This is a genomic window from Shewanella sp. MF05960 (genome assembly GCF_050849305.1).
GTDB lineage: Bacteria > Pseudomonadota > Gammaproteobacteria > Enterobacterales > Shewanellaceae > Shewanella.
In genome coordinates this window covers 1-13,280 of sequence record NZ_JBOZPS010000003.1, presented here as the reverse complement: position 1 = coordinate 13,280, position 13,280 = coordinate 1, and the positions used below count along the sequence as shown (strand labels likewise).

At 41.6% G+C, this 13,280-nt stretch carries 15 protein-coding genes and 1 tRNA gene; 6 read left to right on the top strand and 10 right to left on the bottom strand.

Annotated features, from left to right (window positions below):
- Positions 1-138: 138 nt before the first annotated feature.
- The 6 genes from ACROAE_RS03450 to punR form a co-directional block, all read right to left on the bottom strand.
- Positions 139-477, bottom strand: a complete 339-nt coding sequence (locus tag ACROAE_RS03450; RefSeq protein ID WP_432399525.1) for a TusE/DsrC/DsvC family sulfur relay protein — start codon at positions 475-477, stop codon at positions 139-141.
- Complete coding sequence (gene tusB / locus ACROAE_RS03445) at positions 471-779, bottom strand: sulfurtransferase complex subunit TusB (protein ID WP_432399524.1); 309 nt, start codon at positions 777-779, stop codon at positions 471-473. Before tusB ends, ACROAE_RS03450 begins: the two co-directional genes overlap by 7 nt.
- The gene (gene tusC / locus ACROAE_RS03440) at positions 776-1,132 is read right to left on the bottom strand and encodes a sulfurtransferase complex subunit TusC (RefSeq protein WP_432399523.1); all 357 of its coding nucleotides are present in this window, start codon (positions 1,130-1,132) and stop codon (positions 776-778) included. Before tusC ends, tusB begins: the two co-directional genes overlap by 4 nt.
- 17 nt (positions 1,133-1,149) lie before the next feature.
- Entirely contained in the window at positions 1,150-1,539 is a 390-nt protein-coding gene (gene tusD, locus ACROAE_RS03435) for a sulfurtransferase complex subunit TusD (protein WP_432399522.1), read from the bottom strand.
- A 65-nt stretch (positions 1,540-1,604) separates the two neighbouring features.
- Positions 1,605-2,264: a Bax inhibitor-1/YccA family protein gene (locus tag ACROAE_RS03430; protein ID WP_188955293.1), complete on the bottom strand. Its 660-nt coding sequence runs from the start codon at positions 2,262-2,264 to the stop codon at positions 1,605-1,607.
- A gap of 191 nt (positions 2,265-2,455) precedes the next feature.
- On the bottom strand, positions 2,456-3,358 hold the full coding sequence (gene punR, locus ACROAE_RS03425; RefSeq protein ID WP_432399521.1) for a DNA-binding transcriptional activator PunR: 903 nt from the start codon (positions 3,356-3,358) through the stop codon (positions 2,456-2,458).
- Positions 3,359-3,680: 322 nt separating this feature from the next.
- Between punR and ACROAE_RS03420 the strand changes: the two genes are divergently transcribed.
- The 3 genes from ACROAE_RS03420 to ACROAE_RS03410 all read left to right on the top strand — a co-directional run bounded on the left by ACROAE_RS03420 (position 3,681) and on the right by ACROAE_RS03410 (position 5,866).
- Positions 3,681-3,770 (top strand) — tRNA-Ser (locus ACROAE_RS03420).
- An 87-nt stretch (positions 3,771-3,857) separates the two neighbouring features.
- Positions 3,858-5,189 (top strand): tyrosine-type recombinase/integrase, encoded by a 1,332-nt coding sequence (locus ACROAE_RS03415; RefSeq protein WP_432399520.1) that lies wholly within the window; start codon positions 3,858-3,860, stop codon positions 5,187-5,189.
- Positions 5,190-5,623: 434 nt separating this feature from the next.
- The gene (locus ACROAE_RS03410; RefSeq protein WP_188923824.1) at positions 5,624-5,866 is read left to right on the top strand and encodes a DUF1778 domain-containing protein; all 243 of its coding nucleotides are present in this window, start codon (positions 5,624-5,626) and stop codon (positions 5,864-5,866) included.
- A 200-nt stretch (positions 5,867-6,066) separates the two neighbouring features.
- Here the strand turns inward: ACROAE_RS03410 and ACROAE_RS03405 are convergent, their stop codons facing one another.
- The 3 genes from ACROAE_RS03405 to ACROAE_RS03395 are packed head-to-tail and all read right to left on the bottom strand — an operon-like array spanning position 6,067 to position 10,253.
- On the bottom strand, positions 6,067-8,400 hold the full coding sequence (locus ACROAE_RS03405; RefSeq protein ID WP_432399519.1) for an AAA family ATPase: 2,334 nt from the start codon (positions 8,398-8,400) through the stop codon (positions 6,067-6,069).
- Positions 8,375-9,040 (bottom strand): ABC-three component system middle component 1, encoded by a 666-nt coding sequence (locus ACROAE_RS03400; protein ID WP_432399518.1) that lies wholly within the window; start codon positions 9,038-9,040, stop codon positions 8,375-8,377. The genes ACROAE_RS03405 and ACROAE_RS03400 overlap by 26 nt, the downstream gene beginning before the upstream one ends.
- Complete coding sequence (locus ACROAE_RS03395; protein ID WP_432399517.1) at positions 9,021-10,253, bottom strand: ABC-three component system protein; 1,233 nt, start codon at positions 10,251-10,253, stop codon at positions 9,021-9,023. The genes ACROAE_RS03400 and ACROAE_RS03395 overlap by 20 nt, the downstream gene beginning before the upstream one ends.
- 349 nt (positions 10,254-10,602) lie before the next feature.
- Between ACROAE_RS03395 and ACROAE_RS03390 the strand changes: the two genes are divergently transcribed.
- Positions 10,603-11,013 (top strand): antitoxin Xre/MbcA/ParS toxin-binding domain-containing protein, encoded by a 411-nt coding sequence (locus ACROAE_RS03390; RefSeq protein ID WP_432399516.1) that lies wholly within the window; start codon positions 10,603-10,605, stop codon positions 11,011-11,013.
- Positions 11,014-11,168: 155 nt separating this feature from the next.
- Here the strand turns inward: ACROAE_RS03390 and ACROAE_RS03385 are convergent, their stop codons facing one another.
- Positions 11,169-11,678 (bottom strand): hypothetical protein, encoded by a 510-nt coding sequence (locus ACROAE_RS03385; protein ID WP_432399515.1) that lies wholly within the window; start codon positions 11,676-11,678, stop codon positions 11,169-11,171.
- A gap of 156 nt (positions 11,679-11,834) precedes the next feature.
- Here ACROAE_RS03385 and ACROAE_RS03380 point away from each other — a divergent pair, with 156 nt between their 5' ends.
- Together ACROAE_RS03380 and ACROAE_RS03375 are read left to right on the top strand one after the other, a co-directional pair.
- The gene (locus ACROAE_RS03380) at positions 11,835-12,074 is read left to right on the top strand and encodes a helix-turn-helix domain-containing protein (protein WP_124731077.1); all 240 of its coding nucleotides are present in this window, start codon (positions 11,835-11,837) and stop codon (positions 12,072-12,074) included.
- Between the two features lie 661 nt (positions 12,075-12,735).
- A complete protein-coding gene (locus tag ACROAE_RS03375; protein WP_432399514.1) occupies positions 12,736-13,170 on the top strand; it encodes a hypothetical protein in 435 nt (144 codons plus the stop codon).
- The last annotated feature ends 110 nt before the right edge of the window (positions 13,171-13,280 follow it).

Genomic DNA, 13,280 nt, shown 5'->3' with positions numbered 1-13,280 from the left:
GCGAGTTTTAAAAGGGCTTACACTGCGTTGCATGACTTCGAAAGAGAACAACTATTCATTCAGTCATTCGCCTTGTTTAAACCCTTTTAAATTCTCGCTGAGAGATCATTTACTAACGCGCAATGGTATTTCAATAATCTACAAGCATTTAGCCGGTTTTGGTAATCCGGCAATTTTAGTGGCTTGTTTGGCAGGGCCAATTGGGAATAGGGTATACAGGTATTTAGAGTTACCTTTATCAGCACCTAAGCTTTGGCCGATGGCTTTAACTAACACTCTGATCGCTGGGCTGGTTTTGTATTCTAGGTAAAAATTGCGTACAAACCGAATCACTTCCCAGTGTTGTTCTGTCAATTCAATGTTTTCAGTCGCTGCAATAACCGGCGCCATTGGCTCTTGCCAATCTGCAACATTTTTTAAATAGCCTTGATGGTCAATTTCAATCTGTAGACCATTAAATTCAAAAGAGTTTACCAAGTGATGACCTTGCTATGCTTAAGTGATTGCTCAACAAAATCTGAGTAATCAATAATATGAAAAAGTTCGGCTGACATATGTTCTGCAATCATATCAATACGCTGCTGTAATCCCCGCGCTTGAATATCATCTTGCAACACAAATAGGTTAACCGAGGCTAAACGCTGTTGCCACGGGGCTTGTAATAAGCAGTTAACGGCATCGCCAGCCAATAATATACTGTCGTTAGAGTTAATGTACCGTAAGCAGGTGTTGAGTGCGTTGTCGGTTAATGCTGATGTTTGAATATGATGTAAAATCAAAATACTAATACCTCATCAACCGCTTGCAATGTTTGGGTTATCATATCGGCACTAGCAACCTCGGCATCAATACTCAATTCGCTAGCATTCATCCCCAAGTGCTGCATCGATTCACTGCACACTAATACCGTTTCAATATCGTATAACGGCAGTGCTTTTAGGGCCGCTAAGTAATCTTTTGCGCCTGCTTGCTCTGGGGTTTGCCCACCCAGGAGATGTAATACCGCTTCGTCAGTAAAAATAAGACTCACTTGCTGCTCAAAGCTGGCGCTAAGCATAGCAACATCTAAACCTTCGCGGCCACTGGTGGATCCAAATGGTGCATGGCGAAATACAATGGCCACAGATTTCATGATTGATCCTATCGATTTTAAAAGCTGATTAAACGATCGGCTTTTTCTATGCCAACCACTAATTCGCCTAAGCCGCCCATGCTAAAGGCCTCGTCACTGTTCCAATGGCTTTTACCGTTTTCAAGTGATTCTTGCTGTGATAACACCCCACGGCGAAGCGCAGCAGACACGCAATTAGTGAGCGGCACATTATGTTGTTGTGCAAAAGCTTGCCACTGTGCATGCATGTCTATTTCGTCAGAGGCTGGGCAGGTAAGGGCGTTACTGTTTGTCACGCCATCTTGGTAGAAAAAGACCGTGATAATGTCATGACCATTGACCAACACACTTTGACAAAAGGTCAATGCACGAAAACTGGCGCTAGAGCCATAAACACTGCCGTTTACTTGAATAATGAATTTGCTCATGATAAAAAAAATGACCCTAAAGTAGGGTCATTTTATCGTAATTTAACGCTGAACTCTATCGGCGATTAATCGTCGTTGCCCATACCCATTAAATGCAGAAGACTCATAAATAAGTTTAAGAAATCTAAAAATAATGAAACGGTTGCACGGATGTAGTTGGTTTCGCCGCCGTTCACGATACGGCTAGTGTCATATAAAATAAAACCGGTCATCAGTAATGCAATACCCGCGTTCATTGCCATAAACATAATCGAGCTTTGCACAAATAAGTTAATCACTAGTGCGCCAATCATGACTAACATGCCAGCAAACAAGAACCCGCCCATAAACGAGAAGTCTTTTTTGGTAGTCAGTGCATAAGCTGATAACGCCACAAAGATAACGGATGTTAAGCCTAGTGCTTGCATAATTAAGCCAGGGCCATTGGCCATACCAGCATAATGGTTAAGGATGTAACCTAATGAGGCACCTTCCATACCGGTAAAGGCGAATACCCAAAAGATACCCGCCGCAGTGTCAGCTTTTTTCAAAGTCACAAATAATAATACTAAGCCACCTAATGCTAAGCCCAGTGATGGCCAGCGACCAATTTCAAATAACATGCTTAAACCTGCGCTAGCCGCAGCAAAAGCCAATGTCATTGATAACAGCATATAGGTGTTTTTTAACAGTTTATTGACTTCAGTAGTCGATAGACTAGGGGATATAACTGATTGTTGACTCATTATCGTCTCCAGAGATTAACTCAATGATTTGTTCAACGCGAAAACCTATCGTTTTCACTCTGACAGTAAATCTTTGTTACTAGCGTAAGCAATGTACATTAAATATAAATTAATTTATGACATCGATTCATGTCGCTACGTTACCATAAAGCTAAGAGTAATATAACCTTATAATCTTCAATAGCTTCCGTTTAGCTTAGCCATTCTTTTTTAAGCTTAGGTGTCTCGCCTAAATAATCGAGAACCCACTGCATTGCAGGGGTCATATTGGCATGATTCCAGGCCAAACAGCAGGCGGTATCTTGTTTGGGTTTGTCTAATTGCTTTTCTATTAATGCACCGGCTTTAATGAATATATCCGCCAAATGGTTAGGCATATAACCTACACCTAAGCCTTCACGAAAACAGTTTAATGCGCGGATCCAGTCTGGCACCACAATACGGCGCTGGTTGTTTAATAACCAGTTAGGTCTGTGTGCGATATTATGCGCTGTATCTTGTAAACAAATAGACGGATATTGTAATAACTCCTCGTCAGTTAATGCATGTTCAGCTTTAGCCAATGGGTGGTTTTTACCGACCAAAAACGACCACTGAATCATTCCCATATCGCGAGACTTAAATACCCCACCAACAGGAATACTCGAGGTCGCGCCAATGGCAACATCACTCTTACCTGTCGATAACGCTTCCCATACGCCGTTATACACTTCAAGGCGGATGATTAATTCAATGTCGGTAAAGTGGCGATAAAAATCGGCAATCAACCCGCTTATCTTGTCGGCGCGCACCATATTATCAATCGCGATAGACAAAGAAGGCCGCCAACCATTGGCGACTTTTTGAGTATCACGCTTGATGTTATTCAATTTAGTCATGATCTCACGCGACTGAGCCACAAAATGCTCACCCGCAGGCGTCAAACTCACACTACGATGATGACGTTCAAATAAGATGACCCCTAGGTCATCTTCAATTTGTTTAATTGCATAACTCACCGCCGAGGGGACTTTATTTAATTTATTGGCGGCGGCAGTAAAACTGCCCACTCGGGCAACTATATCTATCATTTCGAATGCTTGTTCTGAAAGCATCTCGCTATCCTTGGCATTGGCAACATTACTTGCTGTAAAGGTAAACATTAACCCCAATCAAATCAAGCAAAGTCGCGGTTATCAGCTGTTTAATCACATATTTTGCTGAGCAAAAGACCAGATAACCTGTTTAATGAATGCAGACCATTCTCAATACCTTATAAATGACAGCCATGTGAGTCACTATATCGACCTTAAAGTGCCGATAAATTATAATTCACAGGCTATCTATTCATCTTCTGAGTGTTTTATCGCCACTTAACTGATTATTTTCAATTTACCCTTTACACCAAACAGCCATTGTCATATTATTCGGCCGCTCGGAGGGATGGCAGAGTGGTCGAATGCACCGGTCTTGAAAACCGGCAACGGTTTATCCCGTTCTAGGGTTCAAATCCCTATCCCTCCGCCACATTAAATACGAGAAAAGCCGTTGATTATCAACGGCTTTTTTTGTTTTTGGCGTTTGAGGGGCTCTCCATAAGGATTGACTCAGACAATGTATCTTTATCGAGCACCCAACAACGTATACTTCACACGCATCTGTTTAGCCAAATATTTACGCGACAAGGGCTTTCCCTTTGACGTAAAAGTCTCCTTATTGACTCGTGACAGAGCAGAAGCGGTCATCCGTAACATTGATGTTGCCGGAGCACTCAAAAAAATCATCAAGTCTATTGACCATCAAACCCGTATTAATGACTTTATTCGCTACGTTGATGAGGTCATTAACAATCTTAGAGCTCAGTTTGATGCAGCTGATCCTGATATTACATTCAACATCACGCAAAAACCTCATGCTATCCCCATTAGAGAGACTAAATTGTCTCAGCATCGTGAAACTACCGCTGTGGCGCAAGCAAAGCCTGTTATTGGGTTAAACGAAGCATTAAGCGCATTTATTATCTCAAAACAAAAATCAGCCATTAGGCCTCTGTCTATCAAGCAGCTTGAGCAGCGTACTCGGCATTTTATTGATACCGTATCATCAAAATCCATTCTTAAAACCAAGCTTAAAACTGATGATAAATGTGTGCATGACATCACCAGTGCTGATGCGATGACCTATCGCGATGCTTTACTAACTCAAGGCCGAAGCTACAAAAGCAATAAAGAGTACTTAGCTGCCATATTTCAGTTCTTTAAGTGGTGCCAATTAATGAATTACTGCACCAGCAACCCCTTTGAAAGCGTTACTGTCGGTCAAAAACCAAAAGCTAAACCGAATCAAGCTAGAGACCGCTGGACGCATCCTGAACTTAAACGCCTACTTCGCAGCTCATCATTCAAAGCTTCAACAATCGATTTCAAATGGGTCACCCGATTAATGCTTTATGGCGGTTTAAGGCCTTCAGAAGCCTGCCAGCTCAAACCTGGAGATATCAAACTAATCGACGGCGTACACTGTATTTGCATTGATGACAGTGGCGCTGTACAACGATTAAAGAACCTCAATGCCAAGCGTTATGTGCCCATTCATCAGTGCTTGCTTGAGCTAGGCTTTATTGCGTTTGTTGAGCAAAGAAAAACAACACATACCCAGCTGTTTGATTATAAACCTGTCGGCATCATTGAAGATTGGTCAAAAACTTACTGCAAACAGCTCGCCAAGCTTCAAACCGAGATAGGCATGCAAGCGAACCTGCGCCCCACGTCATATGGCTTCAGACACACGTTTATCGATGAAATGAAGCAACTGGATATCAGTGAGCATATTGTTGCTCAAATCGTCGGTCACGCTAATCCCAACATCACTTTCAGTCGTTACGGCAAAGATATAAACGTTGCAGCATTGCTCAAGGATATCGAGAGAATTGACTATCAAATTTGATGATCGGGTGTGCTTAATCGATAAGCATTAAACCTCGAAAAATATCCAGACGCAATTGGCAGTAACAGCGCCAAATGAGGCACAAACACTGCCAAAGCTGTCATTATTTCGCTACAGCAGAGAGCGAAAATTAATGGTGTTGAAAATGGCTCGCAGTCAGTGAGTGCGAAAAAACGTGTAAATCAAACAAGCGTTTCAAACGTTGCTTTTTTAATAAATTGTCTTAAATGCTCTGCAACCCAGCACTCATCAGCTATAGGGTAGTGCGAAATAAACCTTTTCGCTCTCACTGAGAGCGAAATCAGTCCCAATGCAGTTCTGCTCAATCTAACAAATTTTTGCCCCAAACTTTGCTAACCGCAGATTAAATTTGAATCAGATAAACAGATAATTGCTATAATGTGGCCAACCAAAATTCGTTCCTTGGATTTGTGATGACTAAAAAAAACTTAACTGAAAAAGAAGTGCTAGAAAGTATGACTTCTTATACCGCACATGCAGATGAACTTAGTGAAGTCAGTATTAAAGAATGGACTGAAATGCTAGAAAAAGCTGAACTAATAGCGTTAAACGACGCCGACTACGAAAAGTTTGTAACATATCTTAATTCAGAGACAGAGCCAGCCAAGGTAGAAGCTCTCAAAAAGCTGTTTAAACGAAAAGCGCCTTGGGAATAAACCGACGCATTTTTGCCCCAAAATAAGTTATGAACGACAGAAGGTACATTAATTGAGATTTGGTTTTGGAATACTTTACCTAATGAAGGAAAGCGTAAAACCAGATCCTATTGTTGTTTGTGACAACCTCTTCAGGATGGTTAACCCATCCATATGAACATCACGGTCGCCCAGCTCTATTACATTGATACGGGCGGCTTTTACGAAGATTCTTTCGCCAATAGCTGCATGTTGAGCGAACTTGTTGTCAAACCGGCTCTGTCAAACCGATAGCGCATAAAGGCCGAGATATCGTCCTCGTGGGAGGATACAACCAATTGACAATGCTTGAGTTCACAACGGAGTAGGTCGGTCAAGGAAGCAACGTTTACTTCATCTAGGGATTGCGACGGATCATCAATTAGTATGAGAGGTACCCGAGCATAGACCTTGTTGAGCGAGAGGAAGAAGGCAAGGCTGAGGGCGGACACCTGACCAGAACTCATGGACATGACTGCGTCGTGTTCAGACTTCTCGGCAGTCAGGAACCTCAACTGCGTACCTTCGCGGCTCTCGATAAACAGGCCCAGGCCACGCTGATAGTTTTGGATCAGTCGGCCACTGTAGATGTGGAATATGAGCTCAATCGCCGAAATTGTCTGGTCGGTATAACTCTGCTCTGTCTTCTTCAGTGTGCTGCGGAGCTTTTCGATTTTACCTTGTGCTTTTTTGGCCGCCAGGGTTTCTTTTTCGATAAGCTTAAGATCGGAAATGCAGGTTTGGAGCCTGGCGTTTTGAGCCTCGTTGGCTTTAATCGATATGTACTGTTCTTTGTCCTTTAGGTCTTCAGCTGTGATTATGTAGAAGTCCTGAAGGTCTTTGAAGACGCTATTTGTTGTTTCTCGCCAGTCCTCCGGCAGCGCTAAAGCGTCAGCTTCAACCTGTTTTTTATTCCTTAGAATCTCTTTGAGCTTTTCAAGTCGCTCATTTACTACGTCATCAATTTCCGTAAATGAGTCAGTAAATTGAATGTTTTCGCTTTGCAGCTTCTCCAGTAACTGGGTTATTGCCGGGAGCCGAAGCTTAATCTTAGTCAGTGCTGCATGAAGATTTGGTTCAAATGTAGGCTTGAGAAGTTTGAGGCTGTCTTGTATATGAGTGTCGATGAGCTTCAGCTCAGCGTCCATAACAGCGATAAAGCTAACTAAATCCTTACCGTCTTGGCCAAGCGAATCAGAGATCTGCTTGGTTCTCGCTTCAATGGCATCCACCATTGATTTGTGAACTTCCCAGTCAGCGCCACAGAGAGGGCACAACTCGTCGTCGGGATAGGACTTTTTATGTTCTTCAAGCAACTGCTTTTTCAAGCGTTCCAATTCGGCTACGACTTTCGCGTTGGCGCTGCTTTTTCCTCCTAGTCTGTTTCGGGACTCAATTTGTAACTCAAACCACTCAAGGCGCCCATCCTTCCAGTTTGGTAGTGTTCTGGCTTCTTCGACCTTGATGACTGTGGCACCGCGTTTGATGATGTTTGCTGCGCGCTCTAATTCATCAATCCTCTTCTTGATAGCTTCAAGCCCATCAAGCTTACCAAGGTCTTTACCGAACCGAGCCAAGCTTCTCAGAGACTCCTCGTTACGATCAATGTCGGCATCGATTGTCTCGTTGTAAACCCTGGTTTTTATCGTGGCTTTGAGTGGCAGAAGGGCAATAATCTTGCTTACTGATTCTTGGTAAGCAGCATGGTCTACCGCTGAATACGTTGAGAACAGAATCTCATTGTCCCACACTGGTTGGACATCGGTCGTCGAGAGCTTTTTGTACTCAACGATCCCTGCCTCTGCCTGCAATGTGTTTCTTAGGGTGGCTATCTCTTCCGTGAGTGACTCAACTTTTGCTTTACGCTCAGGGTCGTTGATGTGCTTTGTGAATTTATTGTATATGGCGTTGCAGCTCTCGATCTCGGCTTCGATATCACTAATGTTGAAAAGGTTTCCTAGTTTATCCTTACGTTCGTCTACCCGAGTATGTAGCAGCCGGTTTTGTCCTTGCTCCAGATAGTTCAGAAAGGAAAAATTTTCTCTGAAGTTTTTACCAAAAACTTCGTCAAGGAAATTATTATCGCGCTGATTGGTTTTCGTGAAGTCAGATGATTCAAATTCCGGCAGCTCGTAAAGCTTAAAGTTTTCATACTTGTCTGCACGATTGTTCGCTGGTTTTTTGAATATCGCAGTTGGACAATGTCTTGCTAAAACAAGTTTACGATCATCATTAATGAATTCAATTTTAATGCAGAGGTCATTCTCGCCGGAGCGGTTGTTCCAGAAGAGATTGTCCGCGTAGTCCCTTTTGTTCTTGGTTAATAAAGTAGAGAATAGGTTTTGTATTCGATTGATCTGGCCGGTGAGTAGTAGTTCGATGGCGTCGAATATGCTTGTTTTACCATAACCGTTAGGGCCGTCCAGAGTTAGCAAGGACGACTCGCCAAGATCTAAGTAGATATGCTTGAATGCTTTGAAGCTAGAGACTTCAATCTTGGATATTTGCCAGTTCATTGTTAATCATTTCCTTGATAATTTCGTCGGCGTTTTTGCCTGTGACTTTCTGGATAGTCGAATACGTATCGTTCAGATCGGCTTCTGCAACGGCCTCAGCTGCCTGTAACCTCAAGGACACAAGGTTTCCTTGATGGCTAGGTAGCTCTAAGAAAGGAAGCTTGATAAAGGTCTTCGCCGCAAAGCTGTATTGTGTGGCAGCAAGAGGGTTTTCTTTGTAGTTAAGAAATTCCTTTTTGTCAGCAATCACAGATACCAGTTTGTCGTAGGTAAAATCAGTGAGAGCGCTTTCTTCCGCAATACTGTAATAAAGGACATATTTTTTATAAAAATGCGGGTCTTCCTCGATAGCGAATATTTCTTCTTCGTGATCCTTGAACTCGGCCAGAACGTCAAGGCGATGAATGCAAATCAAATCGCAGTTTTTCTTAAAGCTAGGGTTACTGAGAAATTCCTCAGGAGCAAGGTTATTGATTTTATTATTCAGCTCAGCTGGGTCTGGGAAGTCGTCAAGATTATGTAGGACTGCGAACCTGATGGCAGATCCAGACTCGCGAATATAAAAGCTTGTGGTACCCAGTTCGCGTATACTCACAAAGCCATGGGCAACAAGTGCTTCATTAATGAGTTGCTTTATCATTCAGTCGAACCTCCGCGTCGTCTTTTGTCATTACGCTAATGCATAGCGACTTGGTGATGTTGCTTTCAAGCTTTTCAGTGGTCTGCTTGTTGTCGAAATCATCTGAGTTTGTGAATTTTGTATTAAAGGTGAATGAGGCTTCCGCTTTGCTGGCGATTAGATGGTTGTACTCAAAAAGTAGTCTCAGTAGATCCCTGTTGTTTTTCATTTCACTGATCATGTCAGACTCACACTCTTCGCTTTCATCTACGTCAAGAGCGGTAGGTACGTAGAACCGATTTTCGCTGTCGAGGTAGTGCGGGAGATGGTTGAATATGGGCTCCACCGAAATAGCCTGGATAAGCTTGGTGTATCGCCTGATGTCGTTCGTCTGAACGTCTTGAAACCGCTCGGATGGCTTCATCATCTGACATAGGGTTTTTAATTCGTTGATGTGCGTTTCGCGAATGTGCTCACACAGACGCCTAGCTCTCTCATAAGTGGCGTCACTCATTGTTGGTAGCGTCTGATCCAGTCTTTCTTCTAGATGGGTTTGGAGCCTGGCCTTTAATTCAACTGCATAATAGTCCCTATTCTGATAGGGATTTTCGGCCAGCAGGTCATCTAAAATGTTTCTGGCGTTGATGCGGCCCTCGTATGCGGCTCTGTCTTCTGGGATTCCGTCAACTTGATTTAATTTATGGGTATGTATTGCCTTGGTGCTTATTTTTTCTGACAGTAAGCAGTAGTTAAAATTTATAAGGTTATCACTGACAGTGATGGACTGTTTCTCACATATTTTTTTTATGAGTTCTTTGGTCAGCCCTTCAATTTCACCCAGTCCGCAATGATAGTTGTCTCCGTAGCGGTAGAATTTCACTGTTTCTCCGCTAGCGCCTTTGTGAACGTCTGTATTGTTTAGCTGGACGGATACGTGAAAGTAACGGGTCGTCCCTTTGATTTTGTCGTATTCGATTAAAGTGGACTGCTCCAGCGCCGTGGTGTAGCCACTACGATATTCGCTAATCTTCGCTTTGACTTGATGGGCGGTATGTAGCTTTCCATCTTTATAAATAGCGAAGTCGTCGCTACTGTCTAGCTGAAGCTCGAAGTCCAAGTCGCCATCGTGAATAAGCTTAAGTGAGTGATATAGTGCAACTTTTCCTTGATAAACGAAGCCGCTCCACGAGGATATGGCGCTGGCTGGGTATTTCTCATCATCTTCTTGACTCACATGAACTCCTTGCTGCCTGCGTGATTGAGTCATGTTACTGTATTTATGATGCTTTATGTAATTATTTCGTTTGGTTGGTAAACATATTCTGAACTTTTCGGCCTTGTTCAAGAATATTGTCTGAATAGCTACATACTCAGTAGACACTTTCGAAACTTTATTTGACCGAACTCAGCTTATGCGAAGCTTGCAGTTTAGAGCACTAACCCTAACTCATTTCTGTCCAAAAGTGTGTTTGAAGTGACAACGAAGCTTAGCCTTTATTGTCTCCGAATAAATTAGGTCTTCAGGCTTTTGAATTTCACTTATACTGTTATCAAATAATCGTTTTCTGTGGGAGTCGGCCTGTATGTTCAATAAAGCGTTTTCAGCATTAGTTGGTACATGCATCAATGCTCCTCATCATGACTCACATAGCGATATAGAGCTTGTTAGGCAGGGCTTAACTGCTGCCATGCTAACTAATGCGATGACGTTTACTGGCTTATCTAAGCGTGAATTAGAAACAGTATTAGGGGTAAAATTAAGACTTCACGATAAGCTGTTGCCAGTCATCGCGACCGAGCGTGTGTTGATGCTCATCAGTACTATTCAAGCAGGAACAGAGTACTTTGGTACGCAAGATAAAATGCTTTTATGGCTAAAGACACCCAACCAGGCGTTTGCTAATCAACAACCGATAACGCTGTTATATACCATAATTGGTGTGGACATGATTAATGCGACGATAACTAAGTTATCTTATGGCATGACGGCGTAACAACCTCAGTGGATTTACAGCGCGTTGACGACAATTTTAATTACCAAACTCTATTCCATCCAACATTTTCAACGGCAAATGCCGTTGAAAATGTCGATTGACTCTACTTTGTGAATAGTATGCCTTAGTCAATAATGCCTTTTGCCAACTTACGTTCAACCTCCGCTGCTCTTTTTGATTTCATCTATCAATTCATTGACGGCATTGAGCTCAATGCCTTTTGCATATAGCTCGGTATCTAACACCTTGATTTTGCCATTGATGATGGGGCTATATAAATGAAACTTATGACTAAGCAATTTAAAAGCATTGAGTTTATGTGTTAACTGCTTGATATGTTGCTGAAGTACATTATAGTGGTTTTTTACCATGCTCTGATTATCAGTGTGCTTATGTAAAGCACTGTCTGGTCTTTTGGGTAGCATATGAATTGGGGCTTGTAGATTTAATCGTTGTTCGTATTGTGCGTTGCGACTTCTTTTAGGAGAAAGCCGTTTCACAAAGTGGTATTTTTCTAATCGATATAAATGGTTATGCATGCATTTTCGAAGAATGGCGGCATCTTCAGTCTCATACGTATAGATAAGGGCTTGTAACAAATACTCAGTAGTAAACACGATGGGGCAATGTTTATTAATAATGTCTATAAAATCAACTTGTGTCATTTTGAAGGATTCGAGTTGTGAGTAAATAAACCCACGGATGCTAGCATCCGTGGGCGAGCGTTTAGCTAATAAGGCAGCGGCAAACTGATATTAGCTAAGTGATTAATCACCACAAAACACACTATAGTGTGTTTTAATTTAATCTACAAGATAAGAATGAAAAAAAAGATTGCGATTGAGTTTGGAAAAAAACTCGCAGAAAAAAGAAAAGAAAAAGACATACTTCAGAAAGACCTGTCACAGCAATGCGGCTTTAGCCTCAACTATATTGGTATCGTAGAGCGTGGTGAGAAAAGTATCAGCTTAGAGAAAGTGTATGTTATTGCAGCGATTCTTGAATGCTCAGTGCATGATTTAATCCCAGACGAGAAAGCGATTTTACTTGAGGCTGAATAGCTTAAGACACAAGATTGTTGAGTAAAATGAAGGTTTATTTAACGTTAGAAGAGACGATATGCTGCGTAATGCAGTTACGAGAATAATCTTATCGAAGCACGTCTAGAACAACTCTATGACAGTATTTTGCGGTATATCGATTATCAATGCTTTTTATGTATGATTCAAACTTGCAAAAGCCACTTAAGCACAAGATAAACGGCTAAGGTGGGTAAAGCTGCCAAATATAATTTTTGCTCATCAATACACAATGTCATTTAGTGATACTTTGTTTGTATTGAAAGTGATGACTGTAAAGTTGACTAAGTTACTGCATGCTATGACAGCTCAACAATGTCGGTAACATTACTGTGTCATGACGAACCGTTAATACTTCCCCCCCCTCAGTCTTTTTCTACATATTCAAAAAATAATTTACTCATAATATAAATTGTTGTCGATGATTTCAGTCATATTAAATGTGTTCGCTATGACATTTAACACTGTGATTATGTAATGTTTTATTTTGTTCATGACGTTGTAATATTGACTTTTTAAAATATTAAATGTATATAAATTATTGAAATATAACATGTTATTTAATATTTCGTATTGTGTATGTTCAAAGATATGTTAATCTAACTCTAAGAAAAGCAGCCGTAGAGCTGCAGTAGGGTTCGTTATGCAAGACCTCAGTATCAAGTTTTATGTTGAACAATATTTATCTTCAAGAAAACATGAAGTAGCTCCTTCCACGCTAAATTCAGAAACGTGTAAAGCTAAAAAAGTTATTAAGCTTGTCGGCAAGCACGCAATTAATTCCCTATGTCATAGTGACATCATTCAATTACGTCAAAAGTTACATAAAAGCTATGTAAACAAATCAATTAATGAGTTTTATATCATTCTGCGTGCAATATTTAACAATGCTTTTCGGGATGGTGTAATCGTTAGAAATCCAATGGATGGGGTTCAAAATCTATCGGTTTGTCACGCAGAGCCTAATCCTTTCTCTCGAGCTGAATTAACATCGTTAGCACAAACAGAAGTGCTTTGTTTGTCCGGGAAAAATGCTTTTCAGTTATGCGCCCTAACTGGAGTATCTAGCGTCAATTAACTTGGCCGGTTCCGCGTCAATTATCTTGGCCGGTTGACACCGAATTTTATTTGCTCTTATTGAGCGCTGTTTTGCGTCGGTAACTTTCACCTTCGCAATGAATAATCGTT

What these genes read in the sequence shown, in the direction of transcription:
- ACROAE_RS03375 (WP_432399514.1), top strand. Translation starts at nt 12,736, where the DNA reads ATGCAAGACCTCAGTATCAAGTTTTATGTTGAACAATATTTATCTTCA.
- ACROAE_RS03380 (WP_124731077.1), top strand. Translation starts at nt 11,835, where the DNA reads ATGAAAAAAAAGATTGCGATTGAGTTTGGAAAAAAACTCGCAGAAAAA.
- ACROAE_RS03415 (WP_432399520.1), top strand. Translation starts at nt 3,858, where the DNA reads ATGTATCTTTATCGAGCACCCAACAACGTATACTTCACACGCATCTGT.
- ACROAE_RS03405 (WP_432399519.1), bottom strand. Translation starts at nt 8,400, where the DNA reads ATGAACTGGCAAATATCCAAGATTGAAGTCTCTAGCTTCAAAGCATTC.
- ACROAE_RS03390 (WP_432399516.1), top strand. Translation starts at nt 10,603, where the DNA reads ATGTTCAATAAAGCGTTTTCAGCATTAGTTGGTACATGCATCAATGCT.
- tusC (WP_432399523.1), bottom strand. Translation starts at nt 1,132, where the DNA reads ATGAAATCTGTGGCCATTGTATTTCGCCATGCACCATTTGGATCCACC.
- ACROAE_RS03385 (WP_432399515.1), bottom strand. Translation starts at nt 11,678, where the DNA reads ATGACACAAGTTGATTTTATAGACATTATTAATAAACATTGCCCCATC.
- ACROAE_RS03410 (WP_188923824.1), top strand. Translation starts at nt 5,624, where the DNA reads ATGACTAAAAAAAACTTAACTGAAAAAGAAGTGCTAGAAAGTATGACT.
- ACROAE_RS03400 (WP_432399518.1), bottom strand. Translation starts at nt 9,040, where the DNA reads ATGATAAAGCAACTCATTAATGAAGCACTTGTTGCCCATGGCTTTGTG.
- tusD (WP_432399522.1), bottom strand. Translation starts at nt 1,539, where the DNA reads ATGAGCAAATTCATTATTCAAGTAAACGGCAGTGTTTATGGCTCTAGC.
- punR (WP_432399521.1), bottom strand. Translation starts at nt 3,358, where the DNA reads ATGCTTTCAGAACAAGCATTCGAAATGATAGATATAGTTGCCCGAGTG.
- ACROAE_RS03430 (WP_188955293.1), bottom strand. Translation starts at nt 2,264, where the DNA reads ATGAGTCAACAATCAGTTATATCCCCTAGTCTATCGACTACTGAAGTC.